This window comes from Mesorhizobium sp. YIM 152430 (assembly GCF_029210365.1).
Lineage (GTDB): Bacteria > Pseudomonadota > Alphaproteobacteria > Rhizobiales > Rhizobiaceae > Aliihoeflea.
In genome coordinates, this window is the sequence record NZ_JARGES010000043.1 from 144,554 (window position 1) to 166,186 (window position 21,633).

Genomic DNA, 21,633 nt, shown 5'->3' on the forward strand with positions numbered 1-21,633 from the left:
CAAGGAGGTTTCCGCGGATGGCCGAAATGACGGATTGCCAAGACCGGCGAAGCCCTTCAAAAGCCCCTGTCACATGAGGACGGGTGTTGAAATGACGAAAGGCTTTCCGAAAATTCGCGACGTGGCGGACGCCGCGGGCGTATCGACCGCCACCGTCAGCCGGGCGCTGTCCGCGCCCGACCGCGTCTCCGCCGACACCCGCGCCATCGTCCTGAAGGCGATCGAGGAGACCGGCTACCGGGTGAATCACGCCGCGCGCAATCTGCGCCGCCGGCAGGCGGGCGGCATCGTCGTGCTCGTGCCGAACCTTGCCAATCCGTTCTTTTCGCAGATCCTGTCCGGCATCACCTTCGCCATGGCGACCTCCGGCTACAACGTCCTGATCGCCGACACGCGGCAGGCGCCGAATGCCGAGCACCGCATCCTCGACTATCTCCACAACAACCGCGCCGACGGCCTGATCGTGCTCGACGCCAACCTGCCCGAAGACGTTCTGTCGGCCGGCGATACGTCCAATCACCATCCGCCCATCGTTTTCGCCTGCGAATGGCTCGACGCCGACCCGCGCCCGACGGTGACCATCGACAATGAAGAGGGCGCAAGGCTCGCCATTCGCCATCTGGCCGACCTCGGCCACCGCCGCATCGGCCATCTGATGGGACCGCCGGACAACATCCTGACGATCACCCGCGCGAAGGGCGCCCGCGCCGCCCTTGCCGATCTCGGCCTTGCGTTACGCGAGGACTGGTTCTTCGACGGCGATTTTTCGCTCGCCTCCGGCGCTGCCGCCGCCCATGCCTGGCTGGCGCTGGAGGATCGCCCGACCGCAATCTTCTGCGCCTCCGACGCGATGGCCTGCGGCTTCATCGGCGAACTGCACCACAAGGGCGTGCGCGTGCCCGACGAGGTGTCGGTCGTCGGCTTCGACGACATTGAGATCGCCGCCCATTTCGTCCCCTCGCTCACCACCATCGCCCAGCCCCGCGCGCTGATCGGCGAGACGGCGGCACGCAAGCTTCTCGCGCTCATATCGGAAGGCCGCGAAAACGGCAGCGCCACTGGCGCATCCGACATCCTTCCCGTCCAACTCGTCGTCCGCGAAAGTTCCGCCCCGCCGCGCTGAGTCGAGGTCATTGGAAGTCCATTTCCCTGTCGGACCATTTTGAGGATTGAAATTCTCACTTTGCCGATCAGATCGAACGGCGCATACCCCTCCCGCCGCTGTCTTCTCCCCTATATTGTGAGCAGAAAATTCCACCTTCTCAGGAGAAACGGCAATGCGCATCGCAGCTCTGGCCATGACCCTCGCAATCGGCGCCGCCGCGCCCGCCTTCGCGCAAGCCCCTGAAGTGACCCCGCTCGTCACTGCCGAATGGCTGAAGACCAATGCCGGCGGCGAGAACGTCGTCGTGCTCGACATCCGCGACGAGATCGAAGGCACCGACCTCGGCGAAATGCCCTATATCGAAAACGCCGTCGTCGCGCCCTATGCGTCCGCCGGCTGGCGCACGGAGCAGCAGGGCGTGCCCGGCCAGTTGCCGCCGCTCGAACAGATCACGGCGCTGATCGGCTCGCTCGGCATCGACAATGACGATCATGTGGTGATCGTGCCTTGGGGCACGGACTCGTCCGAATTCGGCGGCGCGACCCGCGTCTACTGGACTTTCAAGCATCTCGGCCACGACGCCGTGTCGATCCTCGACGGCGGCTGGCGCCAGTACGACGCCGCCGGCCTGCCGCGCGTCGCCGAGACGGCAACGCCGAAAGCGGCCGAGTTCACCGCCAAGATCAATGACGACATCCTCGCCACGACCGAGGAAGTCCAGGCCGCGCTCGACGCCGGCGTGGCCCTCGTCGACGGCCGCCCGGCCGAACAGTATGAAGGCAAGTCGAAGAGCCCAGTCGTGCGCATCGAAGGCACCATCCCCGGCGCGGTCAACATCGAGCATTCCAAGCTCTACAGCGCCGAATATGCGAGTTTCGCCAGGCCCGAGACCGTCGAGGCCCTGTCGACCGCCGTCGGCCTTGCCAAGGATCAGGAGAACATCGCCTTCTGCAACACCGGCCACTGGGCCTCGATCGCCTGGTTCGGCCTCTCCGAAGTCCTCGGCAACAAGCAGACCGCAATGTATGATGGCTCGATGGCCGAATGGGCCGCCGACGAAAGCCGCCCGGTCGAGAACAAGTCGGGCACGTAGGCGCCACTTTCCCGGCAGCGGTCTGCCGGCTACGATCAACACTCCCAGGCACGAATGTCCGGCACGTCCGGACATTCGCTTTTTCAGTGAGACCGACCGGACATCATGACCGACGCCGCCTTTCCCCGCCCGAACTATTTGCCCGCAGCCATTCCCGACCGCGCGCCGATGCTTGTCGCCGCAGGTGCGCTCATTGCCGGCTTCCTGCTGATCGCGTGGCTGGTCGACCTGCGCCAGGCCGCGCTGTTCGTCCTCGGCGGCCTTCTCGGCGCGACGCTCTACCACGCCTCCTTCGGCTTCACCGGCGGATGGCGCCGCATGGTCGTCGAAAAGCGCGGGCGCGGAATGCGTGCGCAGATGCTGATGATCGCGGTAGCGGCAGTCGCGATGATCCCGCTTCTCGCCGCCGGCAGCCTCGGCGGACAGGCGCTTGCACCCGCAACCGCGCCGGTCGGAATCTCCGTCCTCGTCGGCGCCGCGATCTTCGGGCTCGGGATGCAGCTTGGCGGCGGCTGCGGCTCGGGCACGCTCTTCACCGTCGGCGGCGGCTCCTCGCGGATGCTGGTTACGCTCACGTTCTTCATCATCGGCGCGGTCATCGGCACCGCGCACCTGCCCTGGTGGCTGGGCCTGCCCGCAATGCCGGCCGTCAGCCTTGGCAACACAATCGGCATCGGCTCGGCGATCCTCGCCACCCTCGCCGCCCTCGGCCTCGTCGCACTGGTCACTGCCCTGATCGAGCGCCGCGTCCACGGCAATCTCGAAGCCGAGCCCGCGCCCGCCCGCCCCGGCTGGACGTGGATCCTCTCCGGTCCCTGGCCGCTCGTCGGCGCCGGCGTGCTGCTCGCGCTCCTCAACGTCGCGACGCTGCTTCTGGCCGGCCATCCCTGGTCCGTCACCTTCGGCTTCGGCCTGTGGGGCGCAAAGGCGGCGCAGGTCGCCGGCATTCCGGTCGAAACATGGGAATTCTGGAACTGGCCCGGCCCGCAACGGGCGCTCAATTCCTCCGTCCTGGCCGACACCGTCTCGGTGATGAATTTCGGTATCATCCTAGGCGCCGGCCTTGCTGCCAGCCTTGCCGGCAAGTTCGCGCCCAAGGTCGCCGTGCCGTTCCTGTCCATGCTGGCGGCCGCCATCGGCGGCATCCTGATGGGCTATGGCGCGCGGCTCTCCTTCGGCTGCAACATCGGCGCGCTGTTTTCCGGCATTGCCTCGGGCAGCCTTCATGGCTGGCTCTGGTTCGCCGCCGCCTTCGCCGGCTCCTGGGTCGGCGTCTGGGCCCGCCCTCTCTTCGGCCTCGACGGATTCGCGAAGAAATGACCGCGCGCAACACCGTCCTCTTCGGCGCCGCCCTCGCCGCCGCCACCGCGGCGATCGCCGTCGATCATGTCAACCATCCGGTCGAGCGCGCGGCGGCGCCCGTCGCCGGACAGGCGCAAACCGGCACAGCGCCCTGCGCGGCGGCAGCCCCATGCGCGGCCGCCGCTCCTTGCACAGCCGGCGCGCCCCTGGCCGCCCCTCCACCCCCGCCTGCACAAGCACCCTGCGCGGCTGCCGCCCCTTGTGCAGCCGCCGCGCCGCAAGCCCTGCGCGCGCCGCCCCCTCCGCCCGCACAAGCGCCCGCCCCACCGCAACTGGCCGCGCCGCCTCCGCCGCCGGCACCCCTGCCGGACCCGAACGCGGAAGCGCCCGATCTCGTGGTCGAGTAGCCATGACCAACGCCAAGGCCCGCGCCCGCGCCCGCGCCCGCGACGAGATCGCCTTTTGCGAGGCGCTTCTCGCCAAGGGCGGGCAGAACGTCCTGACCGAAACCTTTCGTGACGCATCCGGCGTGACGGTCTGGGATCATTACCCGCAAGGCGACGTCTTCGACCCCGCCTCCGGCGCGCAATGGTTCTACCATTGCCACCCGGCCGAAGACGGCGCGGCCGAACACGGTCATTTCCACTGCTTCATGCGCCCCGACGGCACCAACGGCCCGATCCACCACCTCGCGGCCATCGGCGTCGACCCTTATGGCAAGCTCCTGCGCATCTTCACGGTCAACCAGTGGGTCGTCGGCGACGACTGGCTCGACGCCGAGCAAACCATCCCGCTGGCCCAACGCTTCGACATGCAGATGCCGCGCCCGTCCTATCTGGTGAACCGCTGGCTCACCGCGATCTTCGCCGCCTATGAGGACGAGATCGCGCGCCTCATTGCCGAGCGCGACCGCGTCCTCGCCGCCCACACGCCGCCGCAAGGCATCGCCGCGCGCGAGGACCGCGCGCTCGAGGTCACCTCGGAACTACTGCTCGCCAAGTTTCATTGACGGATCGTATTCGACGCCCGGCACGTCCTTGATCACTGCCTGTCCGCAGCGCATCGCCTGGGCTTGTGCGTCATAGGCATAGGTCGGCGAGCCATGGAGATGCCAGCCCCTGGCAAGCGCGTTCGACACCTTGTGGCAGAAGCTCGAATCGTCGGGTCCGGTCAGCAATCGATAAAGCCGCATTTTCTGTCCTTATGATCCAGCCTTGGCAAGCAGTCGCTCGGCCTGTTCCAGATGAAGCCGCTCGACCATTTTTCCATCGAGCGAGATGACGCCCTTGTCGCGATTTTCCGGCAGGGCAAACGCCGCTCGGATGGCTTGCGCCTCCGCAACCGCCTCCGGACTTGGCGAGAACGTCGCATTCGCCGGGTCAATCTGCGCGGGATGGATCAGCGTCTTGCCGTCGAAGCCCATATTGGCGCCCTCGCGGCATTCGGCCCCGAACGCGTCCAGATCGCGAAAATCGTTCGACACACCGTCGAGAACATCGAGCCCGCCCGCCCGCGCTGCGAGCACCATCTGCATCAGCCACGGCGTCAGATAGCGCCGGTCGGGCGTCGCCAGGACGCCGGTATCCTTGACGAGATCGTTGGTGCCGGCGACGAGGCAGGCGAGCCGCGCGGCATTGTCCCGGCCGAGTTCGGCGATGGCGCCGAGATTGAGCATGGCGCGCGGCGTCTCGATCATCGCCCACAGCCAGCATTCGGTGTCGCCCCGGTCGAGCAGCCGGTCGGCGTCGAGCACGTCGCGCGGACCGTCGACCTTCGGCAGCAGCACCGCATCGGGCGAAGCCTCGCGCGCGGCGCGCAGATCGTCCCGCCCCCATTCGCTCGACAGCGCATTGATCCGCAGCACGATCTCCTTCGTGCTCGCGCCCCGCTCGGTGATGAACCGGCAGGCCGCCTCCCGCGCCGCGATCTTCTGCGACGGCGCGACCGCATCCTCGAGGTCGATCACCACCGCGTCGCAGGCAAGCGTCGCGATCTTGGCGAGCGCCTTGGCGTTTGTGGCGGGAACGTAGAGCACCGAACGGCGCGGGCGGTTGGGTCGCATGGTCATGCCGCTTTGTGGCCCGGCAGGGCGGTTGCTGCAAGGGCTTGCCCGCGCGCGCCGAACCTGATTCCCTCTACCCAAACGGGATTCCATTCATGCACCGCGACATCGTCATCGTCGGAGGCGCCATCGTCGGCGCGTCCATCGCCTGGTTCCTGCGCGAGGAAGGCTATGCCGGCTCCATCGCGGTCATCGAGCGCGACCCGAATTTCACCCATGCAGCGACGACGCTCTCCTGCGCCTCGATCCGCCAGCAATTTTCCATCCCCGAGAACATCCGCCTGTCGCGCTTCACGCTCCGGTTCTTCCGCGAACTCCAGTCCCGTGTCAGCGCCTCGGCCGACATCGCCTTTCGCGAGAAAGGCTACCTCATCCTCGCCAGCGAGGAAGGAAGCGACATCCTCGCCGCCAACCACGTCGTGCAATTGGCCGAAGGCGCCGACATCGCACTGCTTTGCGCATCCGAACTCGAAGCTCGCTTCGCCTGGCTCTCGGCCGACGGCATCGCCGCGGGTGCCTATGGCCGCAGCGGCGAGGGCTGGTTCGACGCCCACGCACTGCTCGGCCTCTTGCGCGCTGCGCTCAAATCCCGCGACATCGATCTCGTCCGGGGCGAGGTCACAGCCATCGACCGCCGGAGCGACCGGATCACCGGCATCACGCTCGCCGACGGAACGACGATCGAAACCGGCCTCGTCATCAATGCCGCCGGCCCCAATGCCGGAAACCTCGCAGCGCTTGCCGGCCTCGCGCTTCCCGTCGAGCCGCGCAAGCGCTCTGTCTTCGTCTTCGAGGCGGCGGATCGCTTCGACGATATGCCGCTTCTGGTCGATCCGTCCGGCGTCTATGTCCGGCCCGAAGGCGCGGTCTACATCACCGGCGGCGCAGAGAACCCCGCGACGGACGGCCCGGCCGACCCTGCCGATTTCGAACCCGACTGGCCGCTTTTCGAGGACAAGATCTGGCCGGTCCTCGCCGCCCGCATTCCCGCCTTCGAGGTGCTGAGGTCCGGCCGCGCCTGGGCCGGGCACTACGACTACAACAGCCTCGACCAGAACGCCGTCATCGGCCCGCATCCGGACGTCGCGAACTTCCTCTTCGCCAACGGTTTTTCCGGCCATGGCCTGCAACAGGCGCCCGCCGTCGGCAAGGCGCTCGCCGAATGGATCGTCCACGGAGAATACCGCACCGTCGACTGCACCGCTTTCGGCTATGGCCGCATTGCCGAAAACCGCCCTTTCCGCGAACTGAACGTGATCTGAGAATCTTTGCGTTGACCGGTTCCATTGTGTAAGGAAGCGCAACAATCGCAACGAAAACGGACTTCGGAAGATGGAAAAGTTCACCAAGCTGACGGGCGTCGCCGCGCCCCTGCCCATCGTCAATGTCGATACCGACATGATCATTCCGAAGGACTATCTGAAGACGATCAAGCGCACCGGCCTGTCCAGGGGCCTGTTCGCCGAGATGCGCTTCAACGAGGACGGCTCGGAAAACCCGGATTTCGTGCTCAACAAGCCGGCCTACCGCAACGCGCAGATTCTCGTCGCCGGCGACAATTTCGGCTGCGGCTCGTCGCGTGAACATGCCCCGTGGGCATTGCTCGATTTCGGCATCCGCTGCGTCATTTCGACCAGCTTCGCCGACATTTTCTACAACAACTGCTTCAAGAACGGCATCCTGCCGATCACCGTCAGCCCCGAAGACCTGGACAAGCTGATGGACGACGCCTCGCGCGGCGCCAATGCGACCCTGACCGTCGATCTCGAAGCCTGCGAGATTCGCGGCCCCGATGGCGGCATGATCAGGTTCGACCTCGACGCCTTCAAGCGCCATTGCCTCTTGAACGGGCTCGACGATATCGGCCTGACCATGGAAAAGGAGCCTTCCATCGAGGGCTTCGAGAAAAGCTACGCCGAGACCCGTCCCTGGGCCTGATCCGCGCATGACACCTTTCGTTCCCAAGCGTTTGGAGCAGGTCGCCTTCGGCCTCTTCCTGACCTTCTTCATGACCTTCATCATCACCGGCATATCGACCGTTCTGGCGGTCGGCCCGGATGCGCCGGGTTTTGCCGGTCTGTGGTTCGTGGCCTGGATGTCGTCCTGGGCCGTCGCCTTTCCGGCCGTGCTCGTCGTCGCGCCTTTCGTCCGCCGCATCCTGCGCGTCATCGTCCGGCCTGCCTGAATCGCGAAAAGCGGCCCTCGAGGCGGATTTCCTTGTTCCGCCACGAAAAACGGCTAAACCGTCGCCAAAGCTCTTCCAATCCGAGGATCGCACGCGTGACGAACCAGACCCTGACCCGATTTCTCGTCGAGCAGCAGCGCCAGCAGGACGCGCTGCCCGGCCAACTCCGTCTTCTGATCGAGATCGTCGCGCGCGCCTGCAAGGCGATCAGTCACTCGGTCAACAAGGGCGCACTCGGCGGAATGCTCGGCGATCTTTCCAGCGAGAACGTGCAGGGCGAGGTGCAGAAGAAGCTCGACGTCATCGCCAACGAGATCCTGCTCGAAGCCAATGAATGGGGCGGCCATCTTGCTGCGATGGCGTCGGAGGAGATGGAATCGATCTATTCGATCCCGAACCGCTTCCCGCGCGGCGAATATCTCCTGCTCTTCGACCCGATCGACGGTTCGTCCAACATCGACGTGGACATCTCGGTCGGCACCATCTTCTCGGTTCTCAAGGCCCCGGCGGGCGCGGAAGGCCGCGAGATCGACGAGCACGACTTCCTGCAAAAGGGCGCGACGCAGGTCGCCGCCGGCTACGCGATCTATGGTCCGCAGACGCTGCTCGTGCTCACGGTCGGCACCGGCGTCTACGAATTCGCGCTCGATCGCGACATGGGTTCCTGGCGCATGACGCAGGGCGACATCAAGCTGCCGAAGGGCTATGCCGAGTTCGCCATCAACATGTCGAACTACCGCCACTGGGCGCCGCCCGTGCGCCGTTATGTCGACGAGTGCCTGGCCGGCAAGGACGGCGTTCGGACGAAGAACTTCAACATGCGCTGGACCGCCTCCATGGTCGCCGACGTCCACCGCATCCTGAAGCGCGGCGGCGTCTTCATGTATCCTTGGGACGCCCGCAAACCCGAAATGCCGGGCAAATTGCGCCTCATGTACGAGGCGAACCCGATGTCGTTCCTGATCGAGCAGGCTGGCGGCGCAGCCTATGACGGGCGCGCCCGCATCATGGATATCGAGGCGACGGCCCTGCACCAGCGCGTCGGCGTGGTGCTCGGCGATCCCGAAGAAGTCGCGCGCGTCGTCGACTATCACCGCGAAGCTGACGAAGTGCCCGCACCGGCACCGGCCGCGCCACGCGCCTGACCGGGAACCGATCGGCGCCGTTGGGCTTAAACCCCTGCCATGCCGATCGCCCGCCGCCTGCCACAAAGCTTCACCTTGCCTATCCGATCCCTTATCGCCCGCTTTCGGCGGTGGCGCCCGCTTGCGCGCATCCTCGCCATTCTGGGCGCTCTCGGCGCGGCCGGCCTTCTCGCCCTGACCTTCATCCCCGACCACATCCTTTTTCGCCAGAGGCTGGCCTTCTCCATTCTGGAGATGAGCAGCGAGCGCGAGATGGTCGCGCTCGACCAGCGCACCCATGACGGGCTGACGCTGCGCTCCTGGTATGTCGCACCGCAGCAGGGACGGCCGGTCATCGTTTATTTCGCCGGCCGCGACGGCGACATCCTGCGCAAGCCAGCCCATCTGGCCGAACGCGTCGAGAGCGGTTTCGGTCTCGTTCTCGTCGGCTATCGCGGCTATGGCGGCAATCCGGGCCTGCCGCGCGAGATCGACATGCACCGCGACATCCAGGGTCTCGTCGCGCACCTGCAATCCGACAATCTCGCCGGCAGCGGGCTGATCTTCTACGGTTATTCGATGGGCTCCGCCTTCGCCGTCAATGCCGCCGCGCAGGTCGATCCGCTGGCGGTGATCCTGGAGGCGCCGTTGTCGAACTTCCTGGCCGCGGTGCGTCAGCAGGCCGGCTACGTGCCGGGCTTCCTCGTGCGCACCCGGCTCGACAATCTGTCGCGCATTCCGCAGATTCGCGCACCGATCCTGCTCCTGGCCGGCGGCCGCGACGCTGTGACGCCGCCCTCCTTCGCCCATGCGCTGGCCGCCGCCAATCCGGCCTTTGCCTCCGTCGAGACCTTCCCCGAGGCCAATCACTTCAACATCGTGCGCCTGGGCGGGCGCGAGGCGATCGGCGCGTTTCTCCAGGCGATCGAGAATCGGACGATGGCATCCGGAATGGCATCCGTCCGGTCGATCTTCTGACGGAAAGGCTGGACGGATCGGCCGCCGCGCAATATCAGCGACGGCGACACAATCTGTCGCGGCGCACGCGTGCCGGGCAATCTTTCTCGATCGGAGGTTCTTCATGGCATCGCGCAAGCTTCTTCTTCTTCCCGGCGACGGGATCGGCCCCGAGGCGATGGCCGAGGTCCGCAAACTGATCGCGGTCATGAATGACGAGATGAACGCCGGCTTCGAGGTCGAGGAGGGGCTGGTAGGCGGCGGCGCCTATGACACGCATGGCGCCTCGATCTCCGAGACCGACATGGCCAAGGCGATGGCGGCAGACGCGGTGCTGTTCGGCGCGGTCGGCGGGCCGAAATGGGACGGCGTGCCCTACGAGGTGCGCCCCGAGGCGGGGCTTCTTCGCTTGCGCAAGGACATGCAGCTTTTCGCCAATCTGCGTCCCGCGATCTGCTATCCCGCGCTGGCGCAGTCCTCCTCGCTCAAGCCCGAAGTCGTCGAGGGCCTCGACATCCTCATCATCCGCGAACTGACCGGCGGCGTCTATTTCGGCGAGCCCAAGGAGATCATCGACCTCGGCAACGGCCAGAAGCGCGGCATCGACACCCAGGTCTACGACACGTTCGAGATCGAGCGCATCGCCGGCGTCGCCTTCGAACTCGCGCGCACGCGTCGCAACGAGGTCTGCTCGATGGAAAAGCGCAACGTCATGAAGTCGGGCGTCCTGTGGAACGAGGTCGTCACCGCCACCCACAAGGCGAAATATTCCGACGTAAAGCTCAGCCACATGCTTGCCGATGCCGGCGGGATGCAGCTCGTGCGCTGGCCCAAGCAATTCGACGTCATCGTCTGCGACAACCTCTTCGGTGACATGCTGTCGGACGTCGCCGCCATGCTGACCGGTTCGCTCGGAATGCTGCCCTCCGCCTCGCTCGGCGCGCCCGATGCCCTGACGGGCAAGCGCAAGGCGCTTTACGAGCCCGTTCACGGCTCGGCTCCCGACATCGCCGGCCAGGGCATCGCCAACCCCATCGCGATGATCGCCTCGTTCGCCATGTGCCTGCGCTATTCGTTCGAGATGGTGGCCGAGGCCGACAGGCTCGAGGCTGCGATCTCGGCGGTGCTGGACGACGGCATCCGCACGAAGGACATCGCGTCGGAAGGCACCAAGACCGTCTCGACCGCCAAGATGGGCGACGCCGTCGTGGCGAAATTCCGCGCCGCTTCGGCTTGATTCCAGCTCGCGCCCGTTTTGCGGACCAAACGCATCGCGCCTGGCGCGATCCGCGACAAAGCGATCCTTTCCGGCCGATTGACCCCTGATCGGCCGGAATGCTATTCCAACGGCAACTGTCGGCGCCCGCCACGCGTTTGATCGCGAAGCCGCCCGAGCGCCAACGCATGTCGCCCTAAAGCAGGAACCGGTTTCGGGGTGACGACATGCGCCATTCGCACCAGCCTCAAGGATGATCATGCAGACCGCAGCCCTTGCCGTGACGACCGACGACGCTCCACAGTTTCCGCTCCCGGCGAACACCCATGCCGAGCGCGTCGTCTCGGTGACGCATTACACCGACAGCCTGTTCTCCTTCCGCATCACGCGGCCGGCCGCCTTCCGCTTCCGCTCGGGCGAGTTCGTCATGATCGGTCTGCCGAATGCCGAGCGGCCCGTGTTTCGCGCCTATTCGATCGCCAGCCCGGCTTGGGACGAAGAGGTCGAGTTCTATTCGATCAAGGTCCCCGACGGGCCGCTGACCCAGCACCTCCAGAAGATCCGGCCCGGCGACACGGTGCTGATGAAGCACAAATCCACCGGAACGCTGGTGCTCGACGCGCTGACGCCCGCAAAACGACTCTGGATGGTCGCGACCGGCACCGGGTTCGCGCCATGGGCGAGCCTTGTGCGCGACCCGGAAACCTATGAGAAATTCGATGAGATCGTCGTCACCAACACCTGCCGCGACGTTGCCGACCTCGCCTATGGCGATCAGCTCGTCGCCGCGCTGGAAGCCGATCCGCTGATCGGCGAACTGACGGCCGGCCGCGTCAAATATGTCGCCACCACCACGCGCGAGGCTTCGCCGCAGATGGGCCGAATCACGACGCTGATCGAAAATGGCGAGCTCTTCCGGCTGGTCGGCTGCGCCCCCTTCGATCGGGCGACGGACCGGGTGATGATCTGCGGCTCGATGGCGATGCTCAAGGACGTCAAGGCGCTGGTCGAGGCGCATGGGCTGGAGGAAGGCTCCAACAGCAAGCCGGCCGATTTCGTCGTCGAGCGCGCCTTCGTCGGCTAAGCCGGCTCGACGTCGCTGACGGATCGCGCGGCCAGCGCGTCGGCGAGCTGTTCTGCAAGCGTGGTCAACGAAGCCGGGATGGCTTCCCTTTCGATGGAGGTCATGAGGAAGCCGAGTTCGCCGACGGCTTCCTGCTCCTGGTTGCGCTTGGGGGTGTCCAGCATACCGGGCACTCCTCTTTTAACAAATGTTAGTCGCCTTCAAACGCAGCTATAGGCGGAATGATCCCGCCGTCAAACCGCCGAAGCGCGCTTTTCACGCGAATGTCAGGACGATGGACGCAAAAGGCGCCCGGATGGGGCGCCTCTGCAACAGGTTTGCGGAAGTCGGACCCGCTCAGCCAAGCGGCGGCAGTTGCGCGAGCAGATCCTCCATATGGATCGGAAATTTGCGCACCCGATGGCCCGTCGCGGCAAATACCGCATTGGCGATCGCGGGTCCGGCGCCACAGATGCCGAGTTCGCCGATGCCCTTCGAGCCGAGCGGATTGGAGTTCTCGTCGAAGCCCTCGATCATGTGAACGTCGAGCCGCGGCACGTCGCGATTGACCGCGATGTGATACTCCGCAAGATCGCGGTTCATGAACGCGCCGTAGCGCTCGTCCATCAGGCTCTCCTCCATCAGTGCCGCCCCGATGCCGAAGATCATGCCGCCCATGAGCTGCGAGCGGGCGGTCTTTTCGTTGAGGATGCGGCCCGCGTCGAAGACGCCGGTCAGCCGCCGCAGCCGGACTTCGCCGGTCACCACATCGACGGCGACCTCGGCGAATTGCGCGCCGTAGGAATATTGCGCCATGGTCTCATATGCCTTGCCGGGCTTGGCCGCGCCCTTCGCCGAGACGCCGCCCGACCCGTCGCCCAGTTGCGCGATCGGCAGCGAGCGGTTGCCGAGCGCGATGTTGGTGCCGTCGATCCGCAGATCCTTCGAGTTCGCGCCCTTCCACGCGCCATCGGCCTTCGCCGCGCGCTTCAAAAAATTGTCCTTCAGCGCCTTCACGGCCTCGAACACGGCCGTCCCGGTCGACCCGGCCCCGAAGGAGCCGCCCGAGCCGCAGGTCTCGGGAAAATCGGTATCGCCGAGCTTCACCGTCACATGCTCCGGCGCGACGCCCATCGCCTCGGCGGCGATCTGCGTCAGGATCGTGTAGGTTCCGGTGCCGATATCGGTCATGTCGAGCCGCACGGTCAGATGACCGTCGGTCGAAAGCTCGATCTCGGCTTCGGCCTCCTGCATCAGGTTCGGCCGGATGGCCGCAGCCATGCCGTGCCCGATCAGCAAGTCGCCCTCGCGGCGCGGGGCCGGCCCCTTCCAGCCGAATTTCTCCGCTCCTTCCTGGAGGCATCTGCGCATCTTGCGGGTGGAGAAGGGCTTGCCCGAATGCGGATCCTTCTCGGGCTCGTTGCGCACCCGGAACTCGACCGGGTCGACCCCGCATTCATGCGCCAGTTCGTCGATCATGCTCTCGAAGGTCAACGTCCCGACCGCCTCGCCCGGCGCGCGCATCGAGTCCGCCTTGGGGATGTCGCCTTCGACAATCCGGTGCTTCGTCCGTAACGCCTTGGTGGCGTAGCTCGCGCGGGTCGGCGAGGCCGCTGCTTCGGCGAAGGGATAGTCGCGCGCCATGATCGACAGCACCTCATGGTCGATCGCGACGATCTTGCCGTTGGCGTCGGCGCCGAGCTTCAACCGCTGGCGATGACGCGGCCGATGCGGCCCGTTGGCGAACACGTTGCGGCGGTGTTGCGCGATCCGCACCGGCCTTCCCGTCAGCTTCGCGCCCTGTGCGGCGAGGATCGCCTCGTTGTGGACGCCGAGCTTCGAGCCGAACCCGCCGCCGACATAAGGCGAGACGATCCGCACGTCGTCCGGGTCGATGTCGAACGTGTTGGCGAAGGCTTTGCGCCCGTCGCCGAGGATCTGGATCGACATGTGCACGGTCAGCCTGTCGCCATCCCATTCGGCCAATGTCGCGTGCGGCTCCATCGCGGCGGCGTGCTGGCTGGGCGTATGGAACTCTGCCTCCACCCTATGGGCGGCCTTCTCGTATTCGGCTTCGAAATCACCCGCTTCGGTATCGACTTCGTCCGACCCGTCGAGGCCGTCCGGCTTGACCGCTTTGTCCTCATGCGTCTCGGGATTGAAGATGGCGTCCTCCGCCTCGATCTCGCAGCGGACGCGTGAGGCGGCGTGGCGCGCTTGCTCGAGCGTTTCGGCGACGACCAGCGCAACCGGATAGCCGGTATGGCGCACTTCGTCGGATCGCATCATCGCGTGCGACTGCGCAAACCGTCCGCCCTTGGCGCGCTCGCCGAAAGGGATCTGCTTGGGCGTGTTCTTATGCGTGACGACGGCTTTCACGCCTTCGCACGCTTCAGCCTCCTTCATGTCCAGCGACACGATCCGTCCCCTGGCGACCGCCGATTCGACGATGTATCCGATGAGATGGGGCCTGTCGCCACGCCAGTCGGCGGCATAGGTCGCTTGTCCCGAAACCTTGAGCGGTCCGTCGACACGGTCGAGCGGTTGGCCGATCAGACCCTTCGATCCGTTCTCGCTCATGCTGCCTTCTCCTTCGCGGCAGTCATTTCCGTCAGGCTGGCGACGATCAGCCGGCGCATCAGCGGTATCTTGAAATCATTGTCGCCTTGCCCCCTCGCTCCGGCGAGTTCTGCGTCGGCTGCCTTTTCGAAAAGCGCGCGCGACGGCGCCTTTCCTTCGAGCACCTCTTCGGCCCGGGCCGCCCGCCAGGGCTTGTGCGCGACGCCGCCGAGCCCGATCCTGATCTTCAGGAAATGGCCTTCCAGAAGATCGAAGGCGATGCCGATGGAGACGACCGCGAAGGCATAGGAGGAGCGGTCGCGCACCTTCCGGTACATCTGGAATTCCTGCGCCTTGTGCAGCACGACATGCGTGATCAGTTCACCCTGCACAAGCTGATGGTCGATATGTGGCGTGTCGCCGGGAAGGCGGTGCAGCGCATCCGCCGGGATCGTCCGCACGCCGCCCTGCGGCAGCACCGTCTCGACATCCGCGCCGAGCGCCACCATCGCCACCGCCATGTCAGACGGATGGACGGCGATGCAGGTCTCGCTCGCGCCCAGGATGGCGTGGAAGCGGTTGAGCCCGCCGATCGCGTCGCAGCCCGAGCCCGGCGCGCGCTTGTTGCAGGCGCGCTGCGTGTCGTAGAAATACTGGCAGCGCGTGCGCTGGAGGAAATTGCCGCCGGTCGTCGCCCGGTTGCGCAATTGCTGCGTCGCGCCTGACAGAAGCGCGGTCGAAAGCAGCGGATATTTCTCCCGCACCACCGGATCGGCCGCCAGCGCGCTGTTGGTCACTGCCGCGCCGATGCGAAGCCCGTCTTCGGTATTCTCGATTTCCTCATGCGGCAGCCGGGAGACATCGACCAGCGTCGTCGGCCGCTCGATCTCGTGCTTCATCAGGTCGACGAGATTGGTCCCGCCGCCGAGGAACTTGGCATTCTCCACGCCGCAGGCGGCGACCGCGGCCTTGTCGTCGGCAACGCGGGAATAGCTGAACGGCGTCATGCCCGCGCCTCCGCAACTTCCAATATGGCATCGACGATGTTGTTGTAGGCTCCGCAGCGGCACAGATTGCCCGACATGCGCTCGCGGATTTCCTCATCGACGAGTTCGACCTTTTGCCGTGTCACCACGGAGGGCTCGCCGCGCTTCAATTCGTCCAGCAGAGCCGTCGCGGAGCAGATCTGCCCCGGCGTGCAGTAACCGCACTGGAAGGCGTCGTGCTTGACGAAGGCGGCTTGCAATGGCGACAGCGTCCCGCCCTTCGCCATGCCCTCGATCGTCGTCACTTCGTCCCCCTCATGAGCGATAGCGAGCGACAGGCACGAATTGATCCGCCGCCCGTTGACGATCACCGTGCAGGCGCCGCACTGGCCATGATCGCAACCCTTCTTGGAGCCGGTCATGGCAAGGTTTTCGCGCAGGAGGTCGAGCAGGCTCACCCTCGGATCGATGGTCAGATCATGGGGCGTGCCGTTGACCGTCAGTCGTAACGGTTGCATCCGCTGCCTTTCGTGGTTCCGCGCAAGGCGCGGGGCGATGGGTGGCACAGGCATGGCGCGGACGGGACGTGAGGCTCGTCTGCCATTTCGTTGGCCGAGGCGGGAAATCGGGAAAATCGCCTCGTTCCCCGGTACCGTCGTGCCCGATTGACACGCGCCATGCCTGCTTCGACGGACTAACCGCAAAGCGGCGGTCAATGTTCCTGCCGAAAATTTCAGAACGACTGAACGACGAGTTCGAAAGTGATCAGCACGGCAACGTCACGGGCAAGGCGGCCATGGCTCACGGCCCCGTCGAGACCGACGATGGCGATGTCGAGTTCGCACCTTCCATCCTGGTATCGACCGTCGGTGACGAGGAGTTCGGTCGCGTAGGACGCGACCTCCGGGCCGTCCTCGAAACGCGCTCCGACCGTGCTGCCGACCCCGAAAATTCGCGCTCGTTCGACCGAATTTCGGGCGCAAACCGCCTCGATAGCGGCCAGAACGGGCTCGTTCGGGCGCAAAACGAGCGCAAAACCATCCGGTTCCGAGGTGGTTTCAGCCCGTTTTGGAGCGAATAATCGGAAATTGGTCTCGGAATTGTCCTCGACCTCGAACCGCGCACCGTCCATTTTGAGGCCGGTGACGATGCAATCCGAGGCGACGATGCTGTCGAGCGGCAGGAGGTGCCCCATCCGCCCCGCCCACTCCCCATGGCAGTGCAGGAACGGCTCTCCATCGCGGATTCCGACGATCGCACCGGCCCGCTCTATGGTCGCCGCTGCAAGCGTGTGGGTGCGCGAATACCAGGCGACATGACCGGCATCCGGCGCCGCGCCGGGAATGACGTAGTCGAGTGGCGCAAGCGGCACCCCTGACAGGTCGACATAGCCGGAAAACCCTTGTATTCCATGAGCTTGGGCAATCGCCTCATTGACCGTAAGCCCAGCTTTCAGGTGCAATTCGACCGGCTCGATCCGGCATGGAACGGCGACAGCGCGCTCCGCCGCGACGGATCCGGGCTGGCGCATCGTGCGCATTCAGACCGCCAGCCCCGCATTGACGAAACCGCCATCGACCGCCAGCACCTGCCCGTTAACATAGCTTGCCTCGCTGGAGAGCAGGAAAGCCACCGCCTGCGCGATCTCGCGCGGCGAGCCGTAGCGCCCCTGCGGCACGCGCTCGCTCCACTGGCGGCGCACGTCGTCGGTATGGATCGACCTTGCCAGCGGCGTATCGACGGGACCCGGCGCAACAGCGTTGACGCGGATGCCGTGCCGGCCGAGTTCGGTCGCCATGATCATCGTCATCAGGTTCACGGCCCCCTTGGACGAGCCATAGGCGACCCGGCCCTTGTTGCCGGTGAGGCCGGAGACCGAGCTGATGTTGACGATGGAGCCCGAAGTGCCGGTCGCGATCCATTGTCGGGCCGCGGCGCGCGCGACGATGAAGGAGCCGGTCAGATTGACGTCGACGATGCGGCGGAAATCGGCGACTTCCGTCTCGACGGCCGGCTTGTCCATGCCGATGCCGGCCGAATTGACGACGCCGCTCAGCGGACCGGCCCTGGCGAAGGCCATTTCGACGTCCGCTTCGTCCGCGACGTTTCCGGCAGCGCCCGAAGCTCTCGGGCCGAGTCCGGCGCAGGCCGCATCGACGGCCTCTTGGCTGAGATCGAAGAGAAAGACGGGTATGCCGCGCTCGACGAGGAGCGCGGCGGTGTCGAGGCCGATGCCCGACGCGCCGCCGGTGATGAAGACCGCGCCCGCCATCAACTTGCCTTCGCCGTGAGGGCGGCGAGGTCGCCGCGCTTTTCGAGTTCCTCGCGGATCAGCTTCTTGGCGATCTTCCCATAGGCCGATTTCGGCATCTCGTCCCAGAAGACGAAGAGCTTCGGCATCTTGTAACGCGCGATCTTCGGCTCGAGGAAGGCGCGCATGTCGATGGTCCTAGCATCCGCGCCGGGGCGAGCGACGCAGACGGCGACGCCGATCTCGCCCCACATCGGATCGGGAACGCCGAGGACGGCGGTTTCGGAAATCTCCGGATGGGTCAAAATCTTCTCCTCGATCTCGCGCGGATAGATATTAGAGCCGCCGGATATGTACATGTCCGAGGCCCGGCCGGTGAGGTAGACGAAGCCGTGCGCGTCCATGTGGCCGAGGTCGCCGGTGCGGAACCAGCCATTGCGGAACGATTTGGCATTGGCCTCCGGATTGTCCCAGTACCCGGCGAAGACGGCCGGACCGACGACGCAGATCTCGCCCGTCTCGCCCACCCCTACCGCCTCGCCCGCATCGTTCTGGATCTCGACCTGGATGCCGGTCCGTTCGAAGCCGCAGGAACCGATCCGGGCTATCGCGTCGTCGGCCGAATGATGCGCGGGCGGCAGGACGGTGATGTTGCCGGTGACCTCGCCGAGGCCGAAATACTGGACGATGACCGGCCCGAGCTTTTCCAGCGCCTTGACCTGGTCCGTCCGGTACATCGGAGCGCCGGCATAGATGACGTAGCGCAGCGAGGAATGGTCGAAGCGATCGACCGACGGGTCCTCGACCATCAGTTTCAGGATGGTCGGAACGGTGAAGGCGTTCGACACCTTCCATTTTTCGACCAGTTGCCAGACGGTCGGCACGTCGAGCTTGTCGGTCGGCAGGAGGACGGTCTTCACCCCATGCGCGACCTGCGCCAACTGGTGGACGCCGGCCCCATGCGACAGCGGCGCGACCACGATCGAGGCGTCCGCGCTGGTCGTCCCCGGCATCAGGTCGCAGAGATGATTGGTGACGACGAAGCCCATCTGGCCATGGGTGAGGACGGCGGCCTTGGGACGGCCGGTCGTGCCGGAAGTGAAGAAGAACCAGCACGGATCGTCGCGGTCGACGACGGCCATCGGGACGGTCCGGCCCGCGTGACGGGCGACGATGGAATCGTAGTCCTCGCCGAATTCGGCTTCGCCGATGGCGATGAAGAAGCGGGCATCCGGCGCCTGTTCGCGCACGGCTTTGGCGTGACCGGCGAATGGAGCGGCGCAGATCATGCCGACGGCACCACTGGCCTTGGCCAGAAAGGCCACCTCGTCCGGTGACTGGCGGTAATTGGTCGGGACCCACACCGCTCCGATGCGAAAGCAGGCGAACATGGATTCGAACATCTGGTTGTTGTTGGCCGACTGGACCAGAACGCGGTCGCCCTTCTGCACGCCGAACGCGGTCGCGAGCGCATGGGCGAAGGCTTCCACGCGCGCCTCGATCGCCGCCCAGGTCCAGGTCTCGTCGCGCCAGACGAAGCCGATCTCGTCCGGATGCCGCCGGGCGGACTGGGCGAGAAAGTTCGCAAGATTCATCGTGCGGGTGGAAACTGGTCTCATCAACGTGTCCTGAAGGCTCATGCGGATTTGCGGGACGTTTCGGGAACGGGTGTGAAATAGACCGACTGGCGCTGCGCGAGCTTCTGTTCGACACGGGTCGCCTCGGCAGCCAGAAGCGCGCCGATCTCGGCCTGACGCGGCGGCTGAAGGCGGGTATCGATGGCGGCAATGGAAAGCGCGCCCATGGCTCGGCCGAACGCATCCCGGATCGCAACGCCGACGCCCCAGGAATTGGCGACGATCAGGCCGGGATTCAGCGCATAGCCTTGCGCGCGCGTCGCCGCGATGTCGGCGCGGATGCGTTCGGGCGGATAGAGCGGATAGCTTTCCGCCAGAACCGGCGCATTAGCTGCAAGCACGACTTCGATCTCGTCGTCCGGCAGCGCGGCGAGGATCGCGAGCGAGCCGGCACCGCATCCCAAAGGATGCTCGAACCCCGCCTGGAGTGCATGGGTGCGCACCGGATAGGTGCCCTCCTCGCGATGCAGGCAGACGGAGACGAGATCGCGGCGGACCGAGACGAAGGCGGAATCCTGCGTCTGGCGCGACAGGCGCACCACACTGTCCATGGCGAACTGAAGGAGGCCGTAGCGCGGCGCGGCGAGCGAGCCGAGCACATAGGATTCGGCGCCGAGATAGTAACGCCGCGTCGTCTCGTCCTGCTCCACGAAGCCCGCGCGCATCAGCGCGAGCAGCAGGCGGCGGGCGGTCGGTTTGTTGAGGCCCGAACCCTCGACCAGCGTCGACAGCCCTGCCCCGCGCCCGGCGTGCCGGCCCACGAGGGCCAACAGGCCGAGTGCCCGATCCACGCTCTGGGCTCCGCTGAAATCCACCCAATACTCCTCCCGGCCCCGCCAATAGGGTCCACATCATGGATAGGCAGCGTAGTCAGCCCGATGCCGGCTGTAAAGACGCAACGAATTTCGCCTTGCAATCTGGCCCCGCATCCTTATCGTCACACCGTTCGCGGCAGGATGCTGCGGTCCATATCGTGGACCAGATAGTCGGCGGGAGAGAGAACCCGACGGTCCGGGCCAATTAACGGAGGAAAACCAATGAACTTCCTGAAGACCAGCGCGACCGCGCTCACCTCGATTTTGGCGGGTCTCGCCATGATGTCGGCCGCGTCGGCGGAGACGTTCCGCCTGTCGCACAATACCGGCGACACGACTACCTGGCATCGCGGCGCCGAAAAATTCAACGAACTCGTCAAGGCCGCGACCGGCGACGAGATGGATATCCGCATCTTCCCGAACGCGCAGCTTTCCGGCGGCGACCAGATGCGCCAGGCCGAGATGGTCGGCCGCGGCGCCATCGAATTCGTCATCACATCGGCGATCAACGTCACGCCGCTTGAGCCGCAGATGGCCGTGTTCTCGCTCCCCTATCTCTATTCGTCCTACGAGGATGTCGACGCCACCGTGGACGGGGCACCGGGCGATGCGATGAAGGAGATCATGCTCAAGCACAACATCGTGGTGCTGGCATGGGGCGAAAACGGCTTTCGCGAAGTGACCAACAGCCAGCGCCCGATCACCAAGCCCGAGGATCTTGCCGGGCTCAAGATGCGCGTCGCCGGTCCGATGTATATCGACGTCATGAACGCGCTCGGCGCCAACCCGCAGCAGATGCAGTGGACGGAGACCTTTACTGCGCTCCAGCAGGGCGTGGTCGACGGCCAGGAAAATCCGGTCGGCGCCGTGATCATTCCGCAGCGCGTCTATGAAGTGCAGAAATACCTGACCACCTGGAAATATTCCTACGACCCGGTCTTCCTCGGCGTCTCCAAGCAGCTTTGGGATTCATGGGACGCGGAGACGCAGGAAAAGATGCAGGCGGCGGCAACCGAGGCGATGGCCTATCAGAAGCAGATCACCCGCGAGGACACCGACAAGGGTCTCGACACGCTGCGCGAGAACGGCATGGAGATCTACGAGCCGACCGCCGAGGAATTGCAAGCCTTCCGCGACGCGACCCAGCCCGCCTTCGACACATGGGCCGACAGGGTCGGAACCGACCTGGTGCAGACCTTCCAGGACGCCATCGCGGCGAACTGAGTGCTGAGGCCCGGTGGGGCCGAGGGGGCGCCGCAAGGCGCTCCCTTGTCGGCC

22 protein-coding genes are annotated in these 21,633 nt (G+C 65.7%); 12 read left to right on the top strand and 10 right to left on the bottom strand.

Annotation, left to right across the window (positions count from 1 at the left end; genetic code table 11):
• Positions 1–91 precede the first annotated feature (91 nt).
• The 4 genes from PZ895_RS12940 (at position 92) to PZ895_RS12955 (ending at position 4,509) form a co-directional block, all read left to right on the top strand.
• Positions 92–1,123 carry a LacI family DNA-binding transcriptional regulator gene (locus PZ895_RS12940; RefSeq protein WP_275839404.1) on the top strand — a complete coding sequence of 344 codons (1,032 nt, stop codon included), beginning with the start codon at positions 92–94 and terminating at the stop codon, positions 1,121–1,123.
• A gap of 154 nt (positions 1,124–1,277) precedes the next feature.
• Entirely contained in the window at positions 1,278–2,198 is a 921-nt protein-coding gene (locus tag PZ895_RS12945; RefSeq protein ID WP_275839405.1) for a sulfurtransferase, read from the top strand.
• A gap of 105 nt (positions 2,199–2,303) precedes the next feature.
• Positions 2,304–3,518, top strand: coding sequence for a YeeE/YedE family protein (locus PZ895_RS12950; RefSeq protein WP_275839406.1), 1,215 nt, complete (start codon positions 2,304–2,306; stop codon positions 3,516–3,518).
• Between the two features lie 391 nt (positions 3,519–3,909).
• Positions 3,910–4,509 (top strand): hypothetical protein, encoded by a 600-nt coding sequence (locus tag PZ895_RS12955; RefSeq protein WP_275839407.1) that lies wholly within the window; start codon positions 3,910–3,912, stop codon positions 4,507–4,509.
• On the opposite strand, the gene PZ895_RS12960 is transcribed toward PZ895_RS12955, so the two are convergent.
• Positions 4,486–4,692 carry a DUF1737 domain-containing protein gene (locus PZ895_RS12960; RefSeq protein ID WP_275839408.1) on the bottom strand — a complete coding sequence of 69 codons (207 nt, stop codon included), beginning with the start codon at positions 4,690–4,692 and terminating at the stop codon, positions 4,486–4,488. The two genes, PZ895_RS12955 and PZ895_RS12960, sit on opposite strands and share 24 nt — an antisense overlap.
• Positions 4,693–4,701: 9 nt before the next feature.
• On the bottom strand, positions 4,702–5,568 hold the full coding sequence (locus tag PZ895_RS12965; protein ID WP_275839409.1) for a CoA ester lyase: 867 nt from the start codon (positions 5,566–5,568) through the stop codon (positions 4,702–4,704).
• 89 nt (positions 5,569–5,657) lie between these two features.
• Here PZ895_RS12965 and PZ895_RS12970 point away from each other — a divergent pair, with 89 nt between their 5' ends.
• The 7 genes from PZ895_RS12970 (at position 5,658) to PZ895_RS13000 (ending at position 12,128) form a co-directional block, all read left to right on the top strand.
• A complete protein-coding gene (locus PZ895_RS12970) occupies positions 5,658–6,824 on the top strand; it encodes an FAD-binding oxidoreductase (RefSeq protein WP_275839410.1) in 1,167 nt (388 codons plus the stop codon).
• A 70-nt stretch (positions 6,825–6,894) separates the two neighbouring features.
• A complete protein-coding gene (leuD, locus tag PZ895_RS12975; RefSeq protein WP_275839411.1) occupies positions 6,895–7,500 on the top strand; it encodes a 3-isopropylmalate dehydratase small subunit in 606 nt (201 codons plus the stop codon).
• 7 nt (positions 7,501–7,507) lie between these two features.
• A complete protein-coding gene (locus PZ895_RS12980; RefSeq protein WP_275839412.1) occupies positions 7,508–7,747 on the top strand; it encodes a DUF2798 domain-containing protein in 240 nt (79 codons plus the stop codon).
• Positions 7,748–7,842: 95 nt separating this feature from the next.
• On the top strand, positions 7,843–8,892 hold the full coding sequence (locus PZ895_RS12985) for a class 1 fructose-bisphosphatase (protein WP_275839413.1): 1,050 nt from the start codon (positions 7,843–7,845) through the stop codon (positions 8,890–8,892).
• 39 nt (positions 8,893–8,931) lie between these two features.
• A complete protein-coding gene (locus tag PZ895_RS12990; protein WP_275839414.1) occupies positions 8,932–9,849 on the top strand; it encodes a dienelactone hydrolase family protein in 918 nt (305 codons plus the stop codon).
• A gap of 103 nt (positions 9,850–9,952) precedes the next feature.
• Entirely contained in the window at positions 9,953–11,065 is a 1,113-nt protein-coding gene (leuB, locus tag PZ895_RS12995; RefSeq protein ID WP_275839415.1) for a 3-isopropylmalate dehydrogenase, read from the top strand.
• 238 nt (positions 11,066–11,303) lie between these two features.
• Complete coding sequence (locus PZ895_RS13000; protein ID WP_275839416.1) at positions 11,304–12,128, top strand: ferredoxin--NADP reductase; 825 nt, start codon at positions 11,304–11,306, stop codon at positions 12,126–12,128.
• Here PZ895_RS13000 and PZ895_RS13005 read toward each other — a convergent pair.
• The 8 genes from PZ895_RS13005 to PZ895_RS13040 all read right to left on the bottom strand — a co-directional run bounded on the left by PZ895_RS13005 (position 12,125) and on the right by PZ895_RS13040 (position 20,355).
• Positions 12,125–12,292, bottom strand: a complete 168-nt coding sequence (locus PZ895_RS13005) for a hypothetical protein (RefSeq protein WP_275839417.1) — start codon at positions 12,290–12,292, stop codon at positions 12,125–12,127. The genes PZ895_RS13000 and PZ895_RS13005 overlap by 4 nt on opposite strands.
• Positions 12,293–12,464: 172 nt before the next feature.
• Positions 12,465–14,687 (bottom strand): xanthine dehydrogenase family protein molybdopterin-binding subunit, encoded by a 2,223-nt coding sequence (locus PZ895_RS13010; RefSeq protein ID WP_275839418.1) that lies wholly within the window; start codon positions 14,685–14,687, stop codon positions 12,465–12,467.
• A complete protein-coding gene (locus PZ895_RS13015) occupies positions 14,684–15,673 on the bottom strand; it encodes a xanthine dehydrogenase family protein subunit M (protein WP_275839419.1) in 990 nt (329 codons plus the stop codon). Before PZ895_RS13015 ends, PZ895_RS13010 begins: the two co-directional genes overlap by 4 nt.
• The gene (locus tag PZ895_RS13020; protein WP_275839420.1) at positions 15,670–16,224 is read right to left on the bottom strand and encodes a 2Fe-2S iron-sulfur cluster-binding protein; all 555 of its coding nucleotides are present in this window, start codon (positions 16,222–16,224) and stop codon (positions 15,670–15,672) included. Before PZ895_RS13020 ends, PZ895_RS13015 begins: the two co-directional genes overlap by 4 nt.
• Before the next feature lie 161 nt (positions 16,225–16,385).
• Positions 16,386–17,192: a DUF296 domain-containing protein gene (locus tag PZ895_RS13025; RefSeq protein ID WP_275839421.1), complete on the bottom strand. Its 807-nt coding sequence runs from the start codon at positions 17,190–17,192 to the stop codon at positions 16,386–16,388.
• Positions 17,193–17,924, bottom strand: a complete 732-nt coding sequence (locus tag PZ895_RS13030) for an SDR family oxidoreductase (RefSeq protein ID WP_275839422.1) — start codon at positions 17,922–17,924, stop codon at positions 17,193–17,195.
• Entirely contained in the window at positions 17,924–19,522 is a 1,599-nt protein-coding gene (locus PZ895_RS13035) for an acyl-CoA synthetase (protein WP_275839423.1), read from the bottom strand. The genes PZ895_RS13030 and PZ895_RS13035 overlap by 1 nt, the downstream gene beginning before the upstream one ends.
• A gap of 17 nt (positions 19,523–19,539) precedes the next feature.
• The gene (locus tag PZ895_RS13040) at positions 19,540–20,355 is read right to left on the bottom strand and encodes an IclR family transcriptional regulator (RefSeq protein WP_275839424.1); all 816 of its coding nucleotides are present in this window, start codon (positions 20,353–20,355) and stop codon (positions 19,540–19,542) included.
• A 222-nt stretch (positions 20,356–20,577) separates the two neighbouring features.
• Here PZ895_RS13040 and PZ895_RS13045 point away from each other — a divergent pair, with 222 nt between their 5' ends.
• Positions 20,578–21,579 carry a DctP family TRAP transporter solute-binding subunit gene (locus tag PZ895_RS13045; protein ID WP_275839425.1) on the top strand — a complete coding sequence of 334 codons (1,002 nt, stop codon included), beginning with the start codon at positions 20,578–20,580 and terminating at the stop codon, positions 21,577–21,579.
• Positions 21,580–21,633: the final 54 nt, after the last annotated feature.

Excerpts from the sequence above, each read along its gene's own strand:
- PZ895_RS12940 (WP_275839404.1), top strand. The coding sequence starts at position 92 with ATGACGAAAGGCTTTCCGAAAATTCGCGACGTGGCGGACGCCGCGGGC.
- PZ895_RS12945 (WP_275839405.1), top strand. The coding sequence starts at position 1,278 with ATGCGCATCGCAGCTCTGGCCATGACCCTCGCAATCGGCGCCGCCGCG.
- PZ895_RS12950 (WP_275839406.1), top strand. The coding sequence starts at position 2,304 with ATGACCGACGCCGCCTTTCCCCGCCCGAACTATTTGCCCGCAGCCATT.
- PZ895_RS12955 (WP_275839407.1), top strand. The coding sequence starts at position 3,910 with ATGACCAACGCCAAGGCCCGCGCCCGCGCCCGCGCCCGCGACGAGATC.
- PZ895_RS12960 (WP_275839408.1), bottom strand. The coding sequence starts at position 4,692 with ATGCGGCTTTATCGATTGCTGACCGGACCCGACGATTCGAGCTTCTGC.
- PZ895_RS12965 (WP_275839409.1), bottom strand. The coding sequence starts at position 5,568 with ATGACCATGCGACCCAACCGCCCGCGCCGTTCGGTGCTCTACGTTCCC.
- PZ895_RS12970 (WP_275839410.1), top strand. The coding sequence starts at position 5,658 with ATGCACCGCGACATCGTCATCGTCGGAGGCGCCATCGTCGGCGCGTCC.
- leuD (WP_275839411.1), top strand. The coding sequence starts at position 6,895 with ATGGAAAAGTTCACCAAGCTGACGGGCGTCGCCGCGCCCCTGCCCATC.
- PZ895_RS12980 (WP_275839412.1), top strand. The coding sequence starts at position 7,508 with ATGACACCTTTCGTTCCCAAGCGTTTGGAGCAGGTCGCCTTCGGCCTC.
- PZ895_RS12990 (WP_275839414.1), top strand. The coding sequence starts at position 8,932 with ATGCCGATCGCCCGCCGCCTGCCACAAAGCTTCACCTTGCCTATCCGA.
- leuB (WP_275839415.1), top strand. The coding sequence starts at position 9,953 with ATGGCATCGCGCAAGCTTCTTCTTCTTCCCGGCGACGGGATCGGCCCC.
- PZ895_RS13000 (WP_275839416.1), top strand. The coding sequence starts at position 11,304 with ATGCAGACCGCAGCCCTTGCCGTGACGACCGACGACGCTCCACAGTTT.
- PZ895_RS13005 (WP_275839417.1), bottom strand. The coding sequence starts at position 12,292 with ATGCTGGACACCCCCAAGCGCAACCAGGAGCAGGAAGCCGTCGGCGAA.
- PZ895_RS13010 (WP_275839418.1), bottom strand. The coding sequence starts at position 14,687 with ATGAGCGAGAACGGATCGAAGGGTCTGATCGGCCAACCGCTCGACCGT.
- PZ895_RS13015 (WP_275839419.1), bottom strand. The coding sequence starts at position 15,673 with ATGACGCCGTTCAGCTATTCCCGCGTTGCCGACGACAAGGCCGCGGTC.
- PZ895_RS13020 (WP_275839420.1), bottom strand. The coding sequence starts at position 16,224 with ATGCCTGTGCCACCCATCGCCCCGCGCCTTGCGCGGAACCACGAAAGG.
- PZ895_RS13025 (WP_275839421.1), bottom strand. The coding sequence starts at position 17,192 with ATGCGCACGATGCGCCAGCCCGGATCCGTCGCGGCGGAGCGCGCTGTC.
- PZ895_RS13030 (WP_275839422.1), bottom strand. The coding sequence starts at position 17,924 with ATGGCGGGCGCGGTCTTCATCACCGGCGGCGCGTCGGGCATCGGCCTC.
- PZ895_RS13035 (WP_275839423.1), bottom strand. The coding sequence starts at position 19,522 with ATGAGACCAGTTTCCACCCGCACGATGAATCTTGCGAACTTTCTCGCC.
- PZ895_RS13045 (WP_275839425.1), top strand. The coding sequence starts at position 20,578 with ATGAACTTCCTGAAGACCAGCGCGACCGCGCTCACCTCGATTTTGGCG.